Raw genomic sequence first — 19,446 nt, forward strand, 5'->3', positions numbered from 1 at the left:
CCCCGCGCACGGGCCGGAGGAGTTGTGCTCCGAGGGGACGGAAGTATACGTACGGGCACTGCGCGAAGGACGTTTGCGAACGGCGGAAGCCCGGTCGGCGCCTTGCCTCGCCGCACATGGATTTCTCCGGCCGGCCCTCGACGACGTGGACTGGCTGGAGCCGGTGCCCCCCGCCGTAGCGTTGCACAAGCTCTTGCGTTCCTCGGAGGACCGCGTGGCAGACGAACGCAGGCGCTCGGAACGACTGGCAGAGAGCTTCGAGCCGTTGCTGCGAGTGAGCGCGCAGTACGACACACCACCGACCGACCCCCTGATCACGGTGCACAGCGAAAAGGACCACATCAGTACCGTCCTCGACAGGTGCATGACGCATGCGACCGAGGTCCTGGCCATCCAGCCGCACAACAGCTACACACCGTCCAAGGCGCTTTTCAGGGAGGCCGCGTTGAGACGGGACCAGGAACTGCTGGACCGGGGTGGCCGCATTCGCGCCCTCTACCAGCACACCTTGCGCCACGCCCCTCCGATCCTGGCACGTTATGAGCAACTGCGTGGCGACGTGCAGGCCCGCACCCTGGACGAGGTCACCGACCGGCTGATCATCATCGACCGGTCCGTTGCCTTCATCCCCGCCAACTCCGACCGCAGTCTCGCCCTGGAAGTCCGCCAGCCTGCCCTCGTGACCTACCTGACCACGACTTTCGACCGCCTCTGGCACCTCGCCACCCCCATGCACCCCCAGGCCGTCCAGCAACCCACCCTCAACGGCATCACCCCCCGCCAACGCGCCATAGCCGCCCTCCTCATCGAGGGTCACACCGACTCCGACATCGCCGACCGCCTCGGCATGAACGTCCGCACCGCCCGCGTCCACATCGCCAAACTCGCCGCCACCCTCGGGAGTGAGAGCCGCGCGCAGCTCGGCTATCTCATCGGGCAGTCGGGGATTCTCGACCGGGAAGGATGACGGGGGCGGGAGACGTCCGCAGGGAGCCGTCCAGGCCGGCCTGGGCTATGCGGACGCCCAACTGCGTGCGGCTGGCCGCGCCCAGGGTTTCCGAGAGGCGGGCGATGTGCGCGCGGGCCGTGCGGACGCTGATGCCGAGGCGTTCCGCGATCACCGCGTCCTGGTGGCCCTCCGCGAGGAGCGCCGCGATGGACTGCTCGCGGTGGGAGATGCCCTCGATGCCGGTGTCGGGGAGGGGAGCCGTCAGGGGGATCGCGAGGCGCCACAGGCGTTCGAAGACCGTGACCAGGTAGGCGATCAGGGCCGGGTGGCGCAGTTCCAGGGCGATCGTGCGGTCGGTGTTGGCGGGGATGAAGGCCACGGTGCGGTCGAAGAGGATGAGGCGGTCGACGACCTCGTCCAGGGTGCGGGCCTCCACGGCGTCACCCATGAGTTCCAGGTAGTTGAGCAGCCCCTGCCCGTGCCGGGCCACGTGCGTGTACAGGTCCCGCATCCGCACCCCGCGCCCGCGCAGCGCCAGCGCCCGGTGCAGCCCCTCCGACAGCTCGTGCTCGCGCCGGATGCCACCGGGCTGGACGGTGAGCACCTCCGTCGTGCAGGCGGCCGTCGCCTCGTCCATCGCGGCCTGGATGCGGGACAGGCCGTCGAGGACGCGGATCGCGGTCGACTCGGGTCCGGCCGGGGGCTGGAGCAGGCGGCCCAGTCCGGCGTACCACTCGAAGGCCTCCACGGCCGAGCCCACCCGCCGCTGACTCGCGCTGACCTCCTCCTGGACGCCGCGCAGCAGCCGTGTCATGACCTCCTGCGGGGAGGTCGGCACCAGCCAGTCCATGTCGTCGGGGTCGGGGTGCAGCAGGGCCAGTTCGAGGAGGCAGGGAACCGGCTCGGCGTCACGGCGCGGCACCCTCCCGCGTCGCACGGCCCGGGAGTAGACGCGGTCCCCGGCCGCGCAGAGCCGGTCTGCCCCGTGCGGGTGCTCCTGAGCCCCGTGCCCGGTCATCGCCCATTCCACCCCCGGTTCCGGCCCTTCCGCAGCGCAACTATGCGCGGCCGGGACCGGCTCCGCAACACGGCTCCGCACGGCGCAGGGGACGGTACGACCCGGTTTCCGCCGGAATGCCCGAGCGGTGGGCGCGGGGCGGAAGCCGGCCTACTTCAGCCCCGCCTCCGCGCACGCGTCCGCGTACTTGGCGGTGCAGATGTCGGTGACCTTGTAGAAGCCGTCCGCGACGACCGTGTCCTCGATGTTGTCCTTGGTGAGGGCGACGACGGGGACGAGCTGGGCGGGGATGCCCTTGTGGGTGGGGCTGTCGACCTTGTCGCGGGCGAGCGCCTCGAACTGGATGTCGCGGCCCTGGACCCGGGCCACGGCCATCTCCGCGGCGTTCTCCGCCTCCTGCGGGTAGGACTTGTACACGCTCATGTACTGCTCGCCGGTGACGATCCGCTGCACCGCGGAGAGTTCCGCGTCCTGGCCGGTGATCGGGGGCAGGTCCGTGACGCCCGCGTCCTCCAGGGCCTTGATGATGCCGCCGGCCATGCCGTCGTTGGCGGAGTAGACGCCCGCGATGTTCTTCTTGCCGATCTTCTCGATCGCCTCGGTCATGTTCGCCTCGGCGTTCTCCGGCTTCCAGTCCTTGGTGTCGAAGGACTGGGCGATCGTCACCTTGCCGTTCAGCTCGGACAGCGCGCCCGCCTTGAACTGCTTGGCGTTCGGGTCGGTGGACGAGCCGTTCATCATGACGATCTTGTCGGAGCCGGCCGGGTCGCCGCCCAGCGCCTCGATCAGCGAACGGCCCTGGACCTCGCCGACCAGCTCGTTGTCGAAGGAGATGTACGCGTCGATCGGGCCCTCGGCCAGCCGGTCGTAGGCGATCACGGGGATGCCGGCGTCCTTGGCCTTCTGCACGCCGTCCGCGATGGCGTGGGCGTCGACCGCGTCCAGCACGATCACGTCGACCTTGTCCTCGATCATCTGCTGCATCTGGTCGGCCTGCTTGGTGGCGCTGGCCTCGGCGTTGGCGTACTTGACGTTGCCCTCGTCGCGCGTGAGGTCGCCGACCTTCGCCTTGAAGAAGGGGTAGTCGAACTGCTCGTAGCGCGTGTTCTCCTTCTCCGGCAGGAGCAGGCCGACGGTGAGGTCGTTGCCCTTGGTCGGGCTCGCGTCGTCGCTGCTCTCCGAAGCGCCCAGCACACCGCAGGAGGCCAGCGAGAAGGTCATCAGGGACGCGGCCACGGATATGGCGATACGACGGGGACGGCTACTCACTGCGCTTTGCCTTCCGACACACGGGTGTGGTGGACGAACCGGGTGGCCCGAGCGGACCGGGTGGCCCGAGCGGACCACGTGACGCCGGTGCCCCCTGGGGCCCCGGCGACCCCCGGTGAAGGAAGCCAACGCTGTCTTCACCAAATCGTCAAGAAGTACTAGACCAATGAGACAGCACCGTTGTGAACCAGCCCCGGAGGACGGGATGGTCCTCCGGGGCTGTCGATGCCGTATTCCCTTGTGCCGCCTGCCGGTCCCGGTCAGTCCGGGGACTGGCTGTGGCGCTTGGGACGCCAGACCACCAACGCGCTGGTCTGCTGTACCTCTTGGTAGGGGACCAGGTCACGGCGGTACGACGCGTGCACCGCGGCCTCACGCTGGCGCATCGCCGTGGCCGCGCCGTCGAGCGCGGCGGCCAGCTCGGCCGCCCTCGCCTGGAGCGCGGCGACCTGGTTCTCCAGCTCGATGATGCGCTTGATTCCGGCCAGGTTGATGCCCTCGTCCTGCGACAACTGCTGCACCTGCCGGAGCAGTTCGATGTCGCGGGCCGAGTACCGCCGGCCGCGGCCGGGGGTGCGGTCCGGGGAGACCAGACCGAGGCGGTCGTACTGCCGCAGCGTCTGCGGGTGCAGTCCGGAGAGCTGGGCCGCCACCGAGATGACGTAGACCGGGGTGTCCTCGGTCAGTTCGTACGGGTTGCGTCGACGACCGTCCATTCCCGTCAAGCTCCCTTCGCGGCCTTGAACAACTCCGCCCGCGGATCCTCGTCCGCGGTGGCCTCGCGATACGCCTCCAGCGCCTCACGAGCCTTCCCCGTCAGGTCCTTCGGAACACTCACCTCCACGGTGACCAGAAGGTCGCCGCGCGTGCCGTCCTTGCGGACCGCGCCCTTGCCCCGGGCCCGCATGGTGCGGCCGCCCGGCGTACCGGCCGGCAGCTTCAGCGTGACGGGCGGACCGCCCAGGGTGGGTACCCGGACCTCGCCGCCGAGGGCCGCCTCGGCGTAGGTGACCGGGACGGTGACGGTGAGGTTGTCGCCCCGGCGGCCGAAGACGGGGTGTTCCTTGACGTGGACGACCACGTACAGGTCGCCCGCCGGACCGCCCCGCTCGCCCGGCGTGCCCTTGCCGCGCAGCCGGATGCGCTGCCCGTCCGACACCCCGGCGGGGATACGGACCTGCATCGTCCGCGAGGACTTGGCGCGTCCGGAGCCCTTGCAGACGTCGCAGGGGTCCTCGGCGATCAGGCCGCGGCCCTTGCAGTCGGGGCACGGGTCGGTGAGCGAGAAGCCGCCGCCCGAACCCCGGGCGACCTGGCCGGTACCGACGCAGGTCGGGCACACGCGGGGCGTGCCGTTCTTGTCGCCGGTGCCCGAACAGGCCTTGCAGGGAGCCTGCGAGGACATCCTGAGCGGCACGGTGGCGCCCTCGATGGCCTCGGTGAAGCTGAGGGTGACCTCGGACTCGATGTCCTGACCGCGCCGCGGCTGGGTGCGCGTGCCGGCGCCCGGTGCGCCGCCGGTGCGGTTGAACAGGCCGCCGAAGACGTCCCCGAGGCCGCCGCCGAAGCCGCCGGCGCCCTGGCCCCCGCCCTGGGCGCCGCCTCCGAAGAGGTCGCCCAGGTCGAAGTTGAAGGTGCCGCCGCCCGCGCCCGGCCCCGGCCTGAAGCCGCCGTTGCCGAAGAGGCTGCGGGCCTCGTCGTACTCCTTGCGCTTCTTGGGGTCACCGAGGATGTCGTTGGCCTCGGAGATCTCCTTGAAGCGCTCCTCCGCCTTGACGTTGCCCTTGTTGGCGTCCGGGTGGTTCTCGCGGGCGAGCTTCCGGTACGCCTTCTTGATCTCGGCCTCGGTGGCGTCCTTGGGGACGCCGAGAACCTTGTAGTAGTCCTTCTCGATGAAGTCCTTCGTGCTCATCCCCGACGTCCCTCCTCTCGCGCCCTACATGTCACTTCGAGCTCAGCCCTCGTCCGGGCCACCGCTCTCCTTGTGACCGCCGTCGTCCTTCGCCTCGGCGTCCTGCGCGTCGGTGGCGTCCTCGGCCGGCTTGACCGTCTGGGCGCCCGGCTGCGGCTCGGCGACCGCCACCCGCGCGGGGCGGATGGTGCGTTCGCCGATCCGGTACCCGGGCTGCAGGATCGCCACGCAGGTCGTCTCGGTGACGTCCGGTGCGTAGGAGTGCATCAGGGCCTCGTGGATCGTCGGGTCGAAGGGCTCGCCCTCCTTGCCGAACTGCTGGAGGCCCAGCTTGGCGACCGTGGTCTCCAGCGACTCCGCGACGGACTTGAAGCCGCCGACCAGTTCGCCGTGCTCCCGGGCGCGCCCGACGTCGTCGAGCACGGGAAGCAGCTCGGACAGGAGGTTCGCGACGGCTACCTCCTTGACCGCGACGCGGTCCCGCTCGACCCGGCGACGGTAGTTCTGGTACTCGGCCTGGAGCCGCTGGAGGTCCGCCGTGCGCTCGCCCAGCGCACTGCGCACCTGGTCCAGCTGGGCCACCAGGCCCGCGTTCTCGCTCGCGTCCCCGGCCGGGGCCGCCCCCTCTTCGGAGGCGGCCTGCGGCTCGGCGTCGTCAGGGGTGGCGCCGGAGGGGACGTCGGGCTTCTCCTCGAAACCCGGGGTCTCCTCCGTCACGCGGCACCGTCCTTGCGCTCGTCGTCCACGATCTCGGCGTCGACGACGTCGTCGTCGGCCTTGTCACCGGCCTGGGCACCCGCGCCGGGGGCCTCGCCGCCGGCGGCCTGCGCGCCCTGGGCGTCGGCGTACATGGCCTGGCCCAGCTTCTGCGAGACGGCGGCGACCTTCTCGGTGGCGGTGCGGATCTCGGCGGTGTCCTCGCCCTTGAGCTTCTCCTTCAGCTCGGCGACGGCGGACTCGACCTCGGTCTTCACCTCGCCGGGGACCTTGTCCTCGTTGTCCTTGAGGAACTTCTCCGTCTGGTAGACGAGCTGCTCGCCCTGGTTGCGGGACTCGGCGGCCTCGCGGCGGGCGTGGTCCTCCTCCGCGTACTTCTCGGCCTCCTGGCGCATCCGGTCGACCTCGTCCTTCGGCAGCGAGGAGCCGCCGGTGACGGTCATCTTCTGCTCCTTGCCCGTGCCCAGGTCCTTCGCGGTCACGTGCATGATGCCGTTGGCGTCGATGTCGAAGGCGACCTCGATCTGCGGGACGCCGCGGGGCGCCGGCGGCAGACCGGTCAGCTCGAACATCCCGAGCTTCTTGTTGTACGCCGCGATCTCGCGCTCGCCCTGGTAGACCTGGATCTGCACGGACGGCTGGTTGTCCTCGGCGGTGGTGAAGATCTCCGAGCGCTTGGTCGGGATCGTCGTGTTCCGCTCGATCAGCTTGGTCATGATGCCGCCCTTGGTCTCGATGCCGAGGGACAGCGGGGTGACGTCGAGCAGCAGGACGTCCTTGACCTCGCCCTTGAGGACACCGGCCTGCAGGGCGGCGCCGATGGCGACGACCTCGTCCGGGTTGACGCCCTTGTTGGCGTCCTTGCCGCCGGTCAGCTCCTTGACGAGCTCGGCGACGGCGGGCATACGGGTGGAACCGCCGACGAGGACGACGTGGTCGATCTCGGACAGCTGGATGCCGGCGTCCTTGATGACGTTGTGGAACGGCGTCTTGCAGCGCTCCAGCAGGTCGGAGGTCAGCTGCTGGAACTGGGCGCGGGTGAGCTTCTCGTCCAGGTGCAGGGGGCCCTCGGCGGACGCCGTGATGTAGGGCAGGTTGATGTTGGTCTCGGTGGACGAGGACAGCTCGATCTTGGCCTTCTCGGCCGCCTCGCGCAGGCGCTGCAGCGCCATCTTGTCCTTGGCGAGGTCCACGCCGTGGCCGGACTGGAACTGCTTGACCAGGTAGTCGACGACGCGCTGGTCCCAGTCGTCACCACCGAGGTTGTTGTCACCGTTGGTGGCCTTCACCTCGACGACACCGTCGCCGATCTCCAGCAGCGAGACGTCGAACGTGCCGCCACCGAGGTCGAAGACCAGGATGACCTGCTCGTCCTTGTCCAGGCCGTACGCCAGCGCGGCGGCGGTCGGCTCGTTGACGATGCGCAGGACGTTGAGGCCCGCGATCTCGCCGGCCTCCTTGGTGGCCTGGCGCTCGGCGTCGTTGAAGTACGCCGGGACGGTGATGACCGCGTCGGTCACCTTCTCGCCCAGGTAGGACTCGGCGTCCCGCTTCAGCTTCTGCAGCACGAAGGCGCTGATCTGCTGCGGGTTGAAGTCCTTGCCGTCCAGGTTGACCTTCCAGTCGGTGCCCATGTGGCGCTTGACCGAGCGGATGGTCCTGTCGACGTTGGTGACCGCCTGGCGCTTGGCGACCTCGCCGACGAGCACCTCACCGTTCTTGGCGAAGGCGACGACGGACGGCGTGGTCCTGGCGCCCTCGGCGTTGGTGATGACGGTGGGCTCGCCGCCCTCCAGAACGCTGACGACGGAGTTAGTCGTGCCCAGGTCGATGCCGACCGCACGTGCCATGGTGAATAACCTCCAGCTGACTTGAGTGGAACAGGCTCAAGTGTGCATGACGCCCGGCATCGGGTCAACAGAGGTGAGCCGGGAAGACTCAACTCTTATCTGCTCCTTACGCGCAACGACCGCCTGACCTGCGCTTTCCCGGCACCGGGGGCACGGCGAACCGGAAAAATCGCCACCCGAAGGGACGCGCCGTCCGGCACTCCGGCTGCCCCACCGGACACCTGGGACACATCGGGGTCAGGGTCGCCTCAGCGACGCAGATCACCGCACGTCCGACTACAGTGCGGCTCAGGATGGGGGTAGTCTCGAACGGACTGATTAAGTTACCGCTTAGTAATACAGCCCCCTCGTAACCTCGCAGGCCCGAGGAGCCCCCAAATGCAACTCGCCGCGATCATCGTGTCGCTGGTCCTGATCGTGGTCGGCGTCGCACTGTTCGGCCGCGCCGTCCTGCAGATCGTCACCTACATGCGGCTGGGCCAGCCGGTGCCGGCCGGGACACGGACCAACGACCCCGCGGACCGCACCGTCACCGTGGTCAGGGAGTTCCTCGGCCACACCCGGATGAACCGCTGGGGCATCGTCGGTGCGGCGCACTGGTTCGTCGCGGTCGGCTTCTTCTCCCTGCTGCTGACGATCGTCAACGCCGTCGGCCAGCTCTTCCAGGCCGACTGGATCCTGCCGGTCATCGGCGACTGGGCGCCGTACAACGTCTTCGTCGAGTTCATCGGCACCATGACGGTGCTCGGCATCCTGGTGCTCATCGGCATCCGGCAGCTGTCCCACCCGCGCAAGCCGGGCCGCAAGTCCCGCTTCGCCGGCTCCAACTTCGGCCAGGCGTACTTCGTCGAGGCCGTCATCCTGATCGTCGGCGTCTGCATCTTCATGCTGCACGCGCTGGAGGGCGCCCTCCACCACGTCGACGGCTACGAGGCGTCGTTCTTCATCTCGTACCCGGTCGTCTCCGCGCTCCAGGACGTGGACCTCGGCACGCTCCAGAACCTCGTCTACTTCTTCGCCGGGCTGAAGATCGCGACCTCCTTCATCTGGATGATCACGGTCGCCCTGAAGACCGACATGGGCGTGGCCTGGCACCGCTTCCTGGCCTTCCCGAACATCTGGTTCAAGCGCGAAGCGAAGGGCGGCACCGCGCTCGGCGCACTGCTCCCGATGACCTCGGGCGGCAAGCCGATCGACTTCACCGACCCCGGCGACGACGACGTCTTCGGCGTCTCCCAGGTCGAGCAGTTCTCGTGGAAGGGCCTGCTGGACTTCTCCACCTGCACCGAGTGCGGCCGCTGCCAGTCGCAGTGCCCCGCCTGGAACACCGGCAAGCCGCTCTCCCCCAAGCTCCTGATCATGTCCCTGCGCGACCACGCGCACGCCAAGGCCCCCTACCTGCTGGCCGGCGGCGGCAAGACGATGGAGGGCGAGGAGAAGGCGTCCGAGGAGCAGCTCAAGGACGTCCCGGCCGCCGCCCTCGCGGAGGCCGAGCGCCCGCTGATCGGCACCCTCGAGGAGCAGGGCGTCATCGACCCGGACGTCCTGTGGTCCTGCACCACCTGCGGCGCCTGCGTCGAGCAGTGCCCGGTCGACATCGAGCACGTCGACCACATCGTCGACATGCGCCGCTACCAGGTCATGATCGAGTCCGCGTTCCCGTCCGAGGCGGGCACGATGCTCAAGAACCTGGAGAAGAAGGGCAACCCCTGGGGCCTGGCGAAGAAGCAGCGCCTGGAGTGGCTCAAGGAGCTGGACTTCGAGGTCCCGGTCGTCGGCAAGGACATCGAGGACCTCACCGAGGTCGAGTACCTCTACTGGGTCGGCTGCGCCGGCGCCCTGGAGGACCGCGCCAAGAAGACCACCAAGGCCTTCGCCGAGCTGCTGCACATCGCGGGCGTCAAGTTCGCGATCATGGGCGGCGACGAGAAGTGCACCGGTGACTCCGCCCGCCGCCTGGGCAACGAGCCCCTGTTCCAGGAGCTCGGCATGGAGAACGTCATGACCCTCAACGCCGCCTTCGGCGAGGAGATGGACGACGACGGCAAGGTCACCGAGGAGTCCCGCAGGCCGAAGTCGGCGAAGAAGATCGTCGCCACCTGCCCGCACTGCCTCAACACCCTCGGCAACGAGTACCCGCAGCTCGGCGGCGACTACGAGGTCATCCACCACACCCAGCTGCTCCAGCACCTGGTCGACGAGGGCAAGCTGGTCCCGGTCACCCCGGTCGAGGGCATCATCACCTACCACGACCCCTGCTACCTGGGCCGCCACAACAAGATCTACACCCCGCCGCGCGAGATCATCGCCGCCGTCCCCGGCGTCCGCAACGAGGAGATGCACCGCCACAAGGAGCGCGGCTTCTGCTGCGGCGCCGGCGGCGCGCGGATGTGGATGGAGGAGCGGATCGGCAAGCGCATCAACAACGAGCGCGTCGACGAGGCCCTGTCGGTCAACCCCGACATCGTCTCCACCGCCTGCCCGTTCTGCCTCGTGATGCTCACCGACTCCGTCAACGGCAAGAAGAACGACGGCAAGGCCAAGGAATCCATCCAGGTCGTCGACGTCGCCCAGCTCCTGCTGGACTCCGTCAAGACCCCGGCCGACCCGACCGGTGAGCCGGAGCCGGAGACCGAGCCGACACCGGAGCCGGTGAAGTAACCGCCGCCGCCCGCTCGACCGACACCCCCGCGTCCCTTCCGGACCCGGGGGTGTCGCCGTATGTCGAACACGTGCATCATTACCCGGTCGTTGTCGGTAACGGTGGTACGGGTCGATACGGACGAGGTGAACGGTGCGGCGCCTGCGAGGAAGCACCCTGACCGGCACGGCCGCCGTCGGCTGCCTGCTGCTGCTCGCCGCCTGCGGGCACGGCCCGGCACCCGCGGCCGAGGACACCGCCGCGCCCACCCCCGTACGCGCCGCCGACGCCCCCGCCCTGCTCCCCGTCCCGCGCGGCGGGGGCAGCGAGGTCCCCGACGACTTCAACGGCGACGGCCACCGCGACCTGGTCCTCGACGACCTGGTCACGGCGGAGAGCCACGCGGACGACGCGGGCATCGGCATCGTTTACGGCTCTGCCCGCGGACTGGTACCGGGAGCCCGGCAGTTGCTCAGTCCCGAGAAGCACGCGGCGCCGGTGGACGGCCAGTTGCCGGCCGTCTTCGAGGCCGAGGCGAGCTGCGACCTCGACGGCGACGGCTTCACCGACCTGGTCGTCACCACCGACCCGCCCTACGACGGCCAGGGGCGCCCCCCGGTCCCCCTCCAGCTCCTCTTCGGCTCCCCGTCGGGCCTGGCCGGCCGCGCGGTCCCGCTGACCGTCCCCGACCGGGCCCGGTACGGCAACGACTGGCCCGAGCGTCCGGTCTGCGGCGACTTCGACGGCGACGGCGCCGAGGACCTGGTCGTCCACGCCTCGGCCGGCCGCCTCAGCTACCTGCGCGGCCCCTTCACCCGCGAGGGCGCCCCCCGGAAGGCCGGCGCGCCCATCCCGTCCCCCGGCGAGGCGCCGACCGGCCCCGCCGCCGACGTGAACCGCGACGGATACGACGACCTGGTCGTCCGCACCTCGGCGGGCCCCGGCAAGGCGGCCGTCGTCCTCGGCGGCGCCGACGGCCCGGCCCGTACCGGGGTCACCCTGCCCACGGGCCTCGACGTCGCCCTCGGCGCCTTCGGCAAGGGCAAGGCGCTGGACGCGGCCGTGGGCGCCCCGGACACCACGGCGCTGCGCTACGACCTCCCCGCCGCCGCGCGGGGCGCCCTGGACACCCCCGGCTCCCTGCTCGACGCCGCCGACTTCGACGGCGACGGCCTGAGCGAACTGGTCTCCAGCGGCTCCGGAGTACGTGTGTACCCCGGCCGCGCGACGGGCCCCACGACGCGGGGCGCGGTCACGGTGCGGCCCGCCTCGGCCGGCACGACGCGGGTGCTGACGGCCGCCGACTTCGACGGCGACGGCCTGGCGGACCTGGTCCTGCGGACCTACCGGGGTGACACCGAGGACACCGTCGAGGTCCACCGGGGCACGGCGAAGGACGTCGTGACGGCACGGGCCGCGGTGACGTTCTCGACGTCGCAGTTCCTGATCCGGTAGGAGGCGGCCGCCGTACGCGGGCCCTTAGGGGACGCCCCGGTCAACCCCCGTAAGGGATGTCACAGCTCGGCAGCAAAGGGCCCCCCGAACGGCCGGGCCCCGCACGTCACTCTCCGGGACCAGGTACGTTCGAAGGCGTGGCTGGATTCAGGATCGGACGCGGCCGGGACAACGGCGCTCCAAACGCGCGACCGCAACGCCCCCCGTACGGACAGCAGGCGCCCCAGGGACCGTCGTACGGCGGCCCGGCGACGCCTCGGCAGCCGTACCCGCAGCCGCCGTACGGAGGTGGCGCCCCCGGCCCGGCACCCGGCGGATCCCCGTGGCCCCAGGCGCCCGGCGGCACTCACGCCGACGGCCACGGCGAGCCGGAGTACTTCGGCGACGGCGGCCACGGACCCGGCGGGCCCGGCGGACATCCCCAGCAGGCCCCGTACGACCCGTACGCGGCCAACAACCCGGGCCACACCCAGGCGTTCACGGTCGACGACCCCTACAACCAGGGCGACACCTACCGCGCCGGGTCCGCTGCCGCGCCCGGCCCGGCCGGACCCCGCCTGCACTGGAAGGACCTCCTGAAGGGTGTGATCCTCGCACCCAACCAGACCTTCCTCCAGATGCGGGACTACGCGATGTGGGTCCCGGCGCTCATCGTGACCTTCCTCTACGGCCTGCTGGCGGTCTTCGGCTTCGACGGGGCCCGCGAGGAGGCGATCAACGCCACCCTCTCCAACGCCGTCCCGATCGTCCTGACCACGGCGGTGGCGCTGGTGCTCAGCGCCTTCGTCCTCGGCGTGGTCACCCACACCCTGGCCCGCCAGCTGGGCGGCGACGGCGCCTGGCAGCCCACGGTCGGCCTCTCCATGCTGATCATGTCCCTCACCGACGCCCCGCGCCTGGTCGTCGCCATGTTCGCGGGCGGCGACGCCCCCTTCGTGCAGATCCTCGGCTGGGCCACCTGGGTCGCGGCCGGTGCCCTGCTCACCCTGATGGTCAGCCGCTCCCACGACCTGCCCTGGCCCAAGGCGCTCGGCGCGTCCGCGATCCAGCTGATCGCCCTGCTGTCGATCGTGAAGCTGGGCACGTTCTAGTCGCAGCCGTAAGGAAGCCGGGCACGATCCAGCGGTAGCCGTACGGAAACCGGGCACGATCCAGTCGAAGACGTACGAAAGGGCCCCGGTGCGCGTCGCACCGGGGCCCTTCCCCTGCCGCGCCGTGATCACCTCCTGCTACTGTCGGCCTGCTCACGCGGGACGAGCGGCGAACACGTGAAACGCCCCCCTGCGTGACTGCCCTGGGGAGGGACTCCTTTCGTGATTCGTCCGCTGAACAAGCGGGCCGTGCGCCGTCGGCGTGCGCTCGGCCGTATCGCTCTCACCGTCACGCTCGCCGTGACCGCCGGCATCGGCACCGCCACGGCGACGGCCGCCGCCGACACCCCCGCCGCGTCCGCCGACCCCGTCGTCGTCAGCCCGGGCGCGCGCTTCGTGCCCCGCGCCACCCTCGTCCTGAACGCGGGCGAGACCGGCTTCCTCACCGCGCAGGAGGGCGACGACCGCCTCCGCTGGATCGACTACGCCACCGGCGCCACGACCGTCCTCGACCACCGGCTGCCCGAGCCGCTCAGCTACGACGTCGACGACTTCCGCTTCGACCGGTACCCCGGCGACTTCGGCCACGGCTCCGACACCGTCGCCCTCTACGCGGCGTCCCCGTCCCCGCACGTGACGCTCCAGCAGCGGGCCGGCGACGGCCCGACCGTCACGATCCCGGTCCCGGACGGCCAGACGTACCTCGCGACCTACGGCGACACCGTCATCACCCGCACCGGCACCGAGGACGCCGCGACGGGCCTGCACCTGCTGCGCCTGGAGAACGGCGAGGTGCGGGACCGGAAGCTGGAGGGGCTGCCGGAGGGGTGGCACCTCAGCATCAGCAGCGGCGACGCCCGGTCCGTGGCCGTCCGCGCCATCAAGTGGGAGGACACCAGGATGTCCCAGGGGTGGTGGGTCGTCGATCTCGCCACCGGGTCCCTGAAGACGCTCTCCACGCACGGCGAGCGCGTCTGGTTCGACCAGGACACCGTCTACCACCTCGGCGCCCCGGAGCAGGACGCCGCCCAGGTGTACCGCCGGGACGACCTGGACGCCGGGCCGACCACCCTGGACCTGCGCGAGGTGTACGCGTACGACGACGTCGCCGTGCCCTTCGCCGGGGCCTTCGCCACCGTGACCCCGCCCAACGGCGGCAACAACGAGTACCGCGGCAACGCGCTCACCCTGAGAGACGCCGAGGGCAACTGGAAGTCCCTGCTGACCGTCGCCTCCCCCTCGGTGCACCGTACGCCCGACGGCTCGCTGCTGGTGACCGGCGCCGAGAAGGACACCGACTACGGCCCGCTCGACTGGGGGTACTACCTCCTCACGCCCGCCGCCGACGGCACCGTCACCCGCAAGCGCGTCGCGGACATCGAGGACCGGGAGGCCGATCCGGCCGGCATCGCGCTGGGCAGTGGCATCCTCACCACGGCCGACGACTCCAAGCTCTTCATGCCGCACACCTACGTCGGCGCCTACCGCAGCACCTGGCTGAAGACCTCCGGCCGCCCCGAGGAGCTGAAATCGACCGTCGACGGCCTCGTGTCGGGCAGCGACAGCGACTGCGGCGGCGCCGAGTACGGCTACTGCGTGACCATGTTCGCGAGCGGAGACGGACACCACGGACGCGAGACCGCGACCGAGCGGGGCGTCACCATGCTCTACGCCAACGGCGACGAGTCCTGGGGCCCGCGGGTGACCTCCGGCTACTACAGCCCGGAACTCGTCGACCTGTCCGGCCGGTACGGCATCGTGGAGGAGGCGTCGGGCGGCGTACAGGCCGTCCTCCGGTTCAAGGACGGCGACACCGGCGACGTCCTGCAGAAGCGGGAGGTCGTCGCGGCCGCCGTCTGGGGCGACACCCTGTGGAGCGCCACCGGCAGCTGGTACGACGTGCGCCTGGACCTGCCGACCACGGTCACGGCGAAGAACCTGTCCACGAACGCCGCCGGCGAGACCTTCGACGCGGGGTGCGTGCCCCGTGAGCTCCAGGCCGTGGGCCGCTGGGTGTACTGGCAGTGCGACGACTCCTGGCCCAACTATCCGGGCGGCGGCGTCTACGACCGTCAGACCAAGCGCACGGTGCGGCTCGGCACCGACAAGACGCTCCTCGGCGACGGCTACCTGGTCCGCCAGTCGGACACGACCGGCCTGACCCTGGTCGACCTGCACGAGGGCCTGCCGGCCGGCACCACCGAGGCGGACCTGCCCCGGCGCGTGATCGTCGGCGCCGCCGAGCTGGGCGACCGGACCGTGCGCCGGGCCGGCTGGACGGTGGACCGCTTCGGCGGCCACGTCGCCTACATCGGCGCGGACCGCCGGGTGCGGATCGTCCCGTCGGGCGTCCCTGCCTCCGGGATCGCCGTGATCGACGCGGAGACGACGCCCGCCCTGGACCTCAGGTCCACCGGGGCGAAGTGGACGTCGCGCTGGTGGCTGTCCAAGCCCGCCGCCTCCTGGTCGCTGACGCTGAGGAACAAGGCGAGCGGCAAGACCGTGCGCACCATGTCCGGCGGCGAGGCCCGCGGCGTGCTCTCGGCCTCCTGGGACGGCAAGGACGCGGCCGGGGCCCCCGTCCCGAACGGCGCCTACACCTGGACCCTGACCGCGAAGCCCGCCGACGGCGCCGGGACCGCCCTGTCCGTCTCCGGGACCGTGCCGGTCACCGGCGGCGCCGCCGTCTGGCGGGACCTGGCGGGCGACGACGGCTTCGGCGACCTGCTGGCCGTGGACGGCGCCGGTGCCGTGTCGATGTACCGGGGCAACGGAACCGGCGGGGTCTCGTCCCGCATCGCGGGGTCATCCGGCGCGTTTCCCGCCGGCTCGGTGCTCGTGCCCGTCGGCGACGTGGACGGCGACCGGTGCGCGGACGTACTGGTCCGGGTCGGCGACCAGCTGCGGGCCTACCGCCCCGGCTGCGGCAAGGTCGTCGGCGCCTCGTCGCCGTACACGCTGATCGGCAAGGGCTGGGGGCAGTACGACCAGCTCACGTCACCCGGCGACCTGAACGGGGACGGCTTCGTCGACCTGATCGCCCGCCAGCGGACGACCGGCGACATCTACTTCTACGCGGGCACCGCCGACCACCACTTGAAGACCCGGGTGCGGATCCAGGCGAACTGGAAGCTGTACAAGTGGATCACCGGCGCCGGTGACCTCAACGGCGACGGGCGCGGCGACCTGCTCGGGCAGGACTCCGCCGGTGTGCTGTGGCGGTACTACGGCACGGCGGCCGGCAGTGTGACCAGGCGGGAGCGGGTCGGCGGCGGCTGGAACGTCTACTCCGCCCTCGCCGGCACCGGCGACCTGTCCGGCGACGGCCGCACCGACCTGCTCGCCCGGGACACCGCCGGGAAGCTGTGGCGGTACGCGTCCGCGGGAGACGGTACGTACGGCGGCCGGGTGCTGGTGGGCACGGGCGGCTGGAACACGTACAAGGGCCTGTACTGACCCGAGCACGGAGAGAGGGGCCCTCGGCGTGACGCGGTCACGCCGAGGGCCCCTCTCTCATCCCCGGCCGTCAGGCGTCGAGCACCTGCCCGTCCCACCGCACTACGGGCGGCAGGACGCTGTCGGCGGACCTGACTCGAGGCAGCGCGCAACGCGACACCGCGCCGGCCCAAGTGACCCGGATCGCTGGTGCTGAAAGCGATGAGGCGGCAGGGACCGCTGGCGACACACCACTCACCTTCCGGGTGGTCCAGACGCCGGGTGCCGGACCGGTGAGCACGAGACGGACGGGGCTGCATGAGACCCTGTGCCCATGTCACCGTCCCCTCCGTCGGCATCCGTTCCCCTGCCGTCGTCTCTTCCCCGTACGATGCGGGCCGTCGTCATCACCGGCCACGGAGACCTCGATGTGATCGAGGAGCGCGAGGTGCCTGTGCCCCGCCCGGGGCCGGGCGAGGTGCTGGTCCGGGTACACGCGGCAGGCTGCAACAACACCGACCTGTGGACCCGCGAGGGCTCCTACGGTGCTGCAGAGGACCCGGATGTCAGGACGGGATGGCTCGGTCCGCTCGACTTCCCGCGCATCCAGGGAGCCGACGTGGCCGGCACGGTGGTGGCAGGCGGCGATGAGGAAGGCACCGGACTCGTCGGGAAACGGGTGCTCGTGGACCCGGCCGAGTACGACGGTCCGGGACCGGACGCGCGCCCGGCCGACGTCCTGGGGAGCGAGCGCGACGGGGGGTTCGCCGAGTACGTCGTGGTGCCGAGTGCACGAGCCCACCCCGTCGAGGGGTCACCCCTGACAGACGTGGAACTGGCTGCTCTTCCCATCGCCTACGGCACCGCACTGGGCATGCTCGACCGCGGGGCCGTTTCGGAGGGCCACACCGTGCTCGTCACGGGTGCCTCGGGCGGTGTCGGTCTGGCCGCGGTCCAGTTGGCCCGCTCCCGTGGGGCCAGGGTCGTCGCAGTATGCAGCGGTGACAAGGCAGATGCCGTCCGCAGCGCGGGCGCCGACGCCGTGGTGGACCGGCGGCGGGGGCAGGTGCTCAGCGACGCGATCGCGGCAGCCCCAGAGGGATACGACGCGGTCGTCGACGTCGTTGCCGGCGCAGTCCTCGGCCCCGGCCTGGGATTGCTGAGGGCCGGGGGCCGCTGGGTGGTTGCCGGCGCCCTCGACGGATGGGCCGTCAACATCGACGTACGACGGCTCTACCTCGCGAATCTCTCACTGGTGGGCTCAACCATGCACACACCGCGGATCTTCGACCACCTGGTGGAGATCGCCCGGCGCGGAGACGTGACACCGGTCGTCGCCGGAACCTTCCCGCTCGGGCAGGTAGGGGAGGCCCAGGCTCGACTCGCCCGGCGCAGCCACGTAGGAAAGCTGATCATTGTTCCCTGACCCGCCACTCGGGCCCAGCCGCCCGAACGGTGGGGAACCGGCCCGGGCCCGCGCGGCCTCACGCCACAGGGAGACCGCTGACGGACGATCCGGATGCGGCCGGGGACGCCGACATCCCTCGCTGCGCACGGCCCGGGCGACAAGCACAGGTGCCGCAGAGCATGCACTGCCGGAGAACTCCTCATCCGGCGAGCGGCCCTTCTCGACAGAGCTGCGCATCAGAAGACGCCCGATGGCCAAGGGCCCTCCGGGAGATCCCGAAGGGCCCTCAGTCGTCAGACGCTGTGCGATACGCGCAGGTCAAAGCGCTTCCTTGTTCTCCTTGGGCGCAGTCCCCGACTTGTGCACCGGCGGCAGGACGCTCCACGGGAAGTTGATCCACTCGTCGGTGCGCCTCCACACGTACTCGCACTGGACGAGGGAGTGCGACTTCTCGTAGATCACCGCGCTGCGGACCTCGGCGACCGTGTCGAGGCAGAAGTCCCGCACCAGCTTGAGCGTCTTGCCGGTGTCGGCGACGTCGTCGGTGATCAGGACCTTCTTGTCGGAGAAGTCGATGACGTTCGGGACCGGCGCGAGCATGACGGGCATGTCGAGGGTGGTGCCGACGCCCGTGTAGAACTCGACGTTCACCAGGTGGATGTTCTTGCAGTCGAGCGCGTACGCGAGCCCGCCCGCGACGAAGACACCGCCGCGCGCGATGGAGAGCACTATGTCCGGCTCGTACCCGTCGTCGGCGACGGCCTGGGCCAGCTCGCGCACGGCGACGCCGAACTGCTCGTAGGTCAGATTCTCCCGAACATCACTCATGCGCGTGTCCCGCCTGCGTTCTTGCTGCTCATACCCGGCCGCTCACACCTGGGTCCGATGGAAATTGAGAAAGGACCGGGAGGCCGTCGGACCCCGCTGGCCCTGGTAGCGGGACCCGTAGCGCTCGCTGCCGTAGGGGTGCTCGGCCGGCGAGGTGAGCCGGAACATGCACAGCTGCCCGATCTTCATCCCCGGCCACAGCTTGATGGGCAGGGTCGCGAGATTGCTCAGCTCCAGCGTCACGTGCCCGGAGAAGCCCGGGTCGATGAACCCGGCGGTGGAGTGCGTGACGAGCCCGAGCCGCCCGAGCGAACTCTTCCCCTCGAGGCGAGAGGCGAGATCGTCCGGCAGCGTGATGACCTCGTACGTACTGGCCAGCACGAACTCACCGGGATGCAGGATGAACGGCTCGTCGCCCTCCGGCTCCACGAGCCGGGTCAGATCCACCTGCTCGACGGAGGGGTCGATGTGCGGGTACCGGTGATTCTCGAACACCCGGAAGTAGCGGTCGAGGCGCACGTCGATGCTCGACGGCTGCACCATGGAGTCGTCGAACGGATCGATCCGCACCCGACCTGCGTCGATCTCGGCCCGGATGTCCTTGTCTGAGAGAAGCACGCACCGAGGATACGCAAGGCGCGCGGAGCAACGACAACCGCCGTCGCGCCGCGCGCCCGAACCGCTCTGCGTCCGTGCTGCCGCGTCTGTGCGCTACCTCTTCTGAGCACCCACGGGCACGGCGCTCCGCAGCCGCGCACACCGCGGACATCGGACGAGCCGGCCGGGGCCGAGCCGCTCGGCCTGCTGCATCGGGAACGAGGTGGCGGTGAACACGTGCCCATCGGCACAGCGGACGACGGTGCGCTGCATCAA

General features: G+C 70.6%; 14 protein-coding genes. 6 read left to right on the plus strand and 8 right to left on the minus strand.

Annotation, left to right across the window (positions count from 1 at the left end):
- The first annotated feature begins 22 nt into the window (after window positions 1-22).
- The gene (locus AB0P07_RS23110) at window positions 23-967 is read left to right on the plus strand and encodes a helix-turn-helix transcriptional regulator (protein WP_365553375.1); all 945 of its coding nucleotides are present in this window, start codon (window positions 23-25) and stop codon (window positions 965-967) included.
- Here the strand turns inward: AB0P07_RS23110 and AB0P07_RS23115 are convergent.
- From AB0P07_RS23115 to dnaK, 6 genes are all read right to left on the minus strand, one after another.
- Complete coding sequence (locus tag AB0P07_RS23115) at window positions 930-1,967, minus strand: helix-turn-helix transcriptional regulator (protein ID WP_365553308.1); 1,038 nt, start codon at window positions 1,965-1,967, stop codon at window positions 930-932. The genes AB0P07_RS23110 and AB0P07_RS23115 overlap by 38 nt on opposite strands.
- Window positions 1,968-2,117: 150 nt before the next feature.
- The gene (locus AB0P07_RS23120; RefSeq protein ID WP_365553310.1) at window positions 2,118-3,236 is read right to left on the minus strand and encodes a substrate-binding domain-containing protein; all 1,119 of its coding nucleotides are present in this window, start codon (window positions 3,234-3,236) and stop codon (window positions 2,118-2,120) included.
- Window positions 3,237-3,496: 260 nt separating this feature from the next.
- The gene (locus AB0P07_RS23125) at window positions 3,497-3,952 is read right to left on the minus strand and encodes a helix-turn-helix transcriptional regulator (protein ID WP_365553312.1); all 456 of its coding nucleotides are present in this window, start codon (window positions 3,950-3,952) and stop codon (window positions 3,497-3,499) included.
- Between the two features lie 5 nt (window positions 3,953-3,957).
- On the minus strand, window positions 3,958-5,148 hold the full coding sequence (gene dnaJ / locus AB0P07_RS23130; protein ID WP_365553314.1) for a molecular chaperone DnaJ: 1,191 nt from the start codon (window positions 5,146-5,148) through the stop codon (window positions 3,958-3,960).
- 42 nt (window positions 5,149-5,190) lie between these two features.
- Window positions 5,191-5,865: a nucleotide exchange factor GrpE gene (grpE, locus tag AB0P07_RS23135; protein WP_365553316.1), complete on the minus strand. Its 675-nt coding sequence runs from the start codon at window positions 5,863-5,865 to the stop codon at window positions 5,191-5,193.
- The gene (dnaK, locus tag AB0P07_RS23140; RefSeq protein WP_365553318.1) at window positions 5,862-7,715 is read right to left on the minus strand and encodes a molecular chaperone DnaK; all 1,854 of its coding nucleotides are present in this window, start codon (window positions 7,713-7,715) and stop codon (window positions 5,862-5,864) included. Before dnaK ends, grpE begins: the two co-directional genes overlap by 4 nt.
- Window positions 7,716-8,093: 378 nt before the next feature.
- Here dnaK and AB0P07_RS23145 point away from each other — a divergent pair, with 378 nt between their 5' ends.
- The 5 genes from AB0P07_RS23145 to AB0P07_RS23165 all read left to right on the plus strand — a co-directional run bounded on the left by AB0P07_RS23145 (window position 8,094) and on the right by AB0P07_RS23165 (window position 17,763).
- Window positions 8,094-10,376, plus strand: a complete 2,283-nt coding sequence (locus AB0P07_RS23145; protein ID WP_365553321.1) for a heterodisulfide reductase-related iron-sulfur binding cluster — start codon at window positions 8,094-8,096, stop codon at window positions 10,374-10,376.
- Between the two features lie 133 nt (window positions 10,377-10,509).
- Window positions 10,510-11,811: a VCBS repeat-containing protein gene (locus AB0P07_RS23150; protein ID WP_365553323.1), complete on the plus strand. Its 1,302-nt coding sequence runs from the start codon at window positions 10,510-10,512 to the stop codon at window positions 11,809-11,811.
- Window positions 11,812-11,867: 56 nt separating this feature from the next.
- Entirely contained in the window at window positions 11,868-12,902 is a 1,035-nt protein-coding gene (locus tag AB0P07_RS23155) for a Yip1 family protein (RefSeq protein ID WP_365553325.1), read from the plus strand.
- Between the two features lie 222 nt (window positions 12,903-13,124).
- Window positions 13,125-16,358, plus strand: a complete 3,234-nt coding sequence (locus AB0P07_RS23160; RefSeq protein ID WP_365553327.1) for an FG-GAP-like repeat-containing protein — start codon at window positions 13,125-13,127, stop codon at window positions 16,356-16,358.
- 313 nt (window positions 16,359-16,671) lie between these two features.
- Window positions 16,672-17,763 (plus strand): zinc-binding dehydrogenase, encoded by a 1,092-nt coding sequence (locus tag AB0P07_RS23165; RefSeq protein ID WP_365553329.1) that lies wholly within the window; start codon window positions 16,672-16,674, stop codon window positions 17,761-17,763.
- A 300-nt stretch (window positions 17,764-18,063) separates the two neighbouring features.
- Here the strand turns inward: AB0P07_RS23165 and AB0P07_RS23170 are convergent, their stop codons facing one another.
- Complete coding sequence (locus AB0P07_RS23170; RefSeq protein ID WP_365553331.1) at window positions 18,064-18,573, minus strand: phosphoribosyltransferase; 510 nt, start codon at window positions 18,571-18,573, stop codon at window positions 18,064-18,066.
- 42 nt (window positions 18,574-18,615) lie between these two features.
- The gene (dcd, locus tag AB0P07_RS23175; protein ID WP_125629797.1) at window positions 18,616-19,191 is read right to left on the minus strand and encodes a dCTP deaminase; all 576 of its coding nucleotides are present in this window, start codon (window positions 19,189-19,191) and stop codon (window positions 18,616-18,618) included.
- Window positions 19,192-19,446: the final 255 nt, after the last annotated feature.

Origin of the sequence: Streptomyces sp. NPDC085944, assembly GCF_040686295.1 — a bacterium.
Lineage (GTDB): Bacteria > Actinomycetota > Actinomycetes > Streptomycetales > Streptomycetaceae > Streptomyces > Streptomyces salinarius.

Bases quoted from the DNA above. Each gene is read 5' to 3' on its own strand.
- AB0P07_RS23115 (WP_365553308.1), bottom strand. From the start codon at position 1,967: ATGACCGGGCACGGGGCTCAGGAGCACCCGCACGGGGCAGACCGGCTC.
- AB0P07_RS23125 (WP_365553312.1), bottom strand. From the start codon at position 3,952: ATGGACGGTCGTCGACGCAACCCGTACGAACTGACCGAGGACACCCCG.
- dnaJ (WP_365553314.1), bottom strand. From the start codon at position 5,148: ATGAGCACGAAGGACTTCATCGAGAAGGACTACTACAAGGTTCTCGGC.
- dnaK (WP_365553318.1), bottom strand. From the start codon at position 7,715: ATGGCACGTGCGGTCGGCATCGACCTGGGCACGACTAACTCCGTCGTC.
- AB0P07_RS23145 (WP_365553321.1), top strand. From the start codon at position 8,094: ATGCAACTCGCCGCGATCATCGTGTCGCTGGTCCTGATCGTGGTCGGC.
- AB0P07_RS23155 (WP_365553325.1), top strand. From the start codon at position 11,868: ATGTCACAGCTCGGCAGCAAAGGGCCCCCCGAACGGCCGGGCCCCGCA.
- AB0P07_RS23165 (WP_365553329.1), top strand. From the start codon at position 16,672: ATGTCACCGTCCCCTCCGTCGGCATCCGTTCCCCTGCCGTCGTCTCTT.
- AB0P07_RS23170 (WP_365553331.1), bottom strand. From the start codon at position 18,573: ATGAGTGATGTTCGGGAGAATCTGACCTACGAGCAGTTCGGCGTCGCC.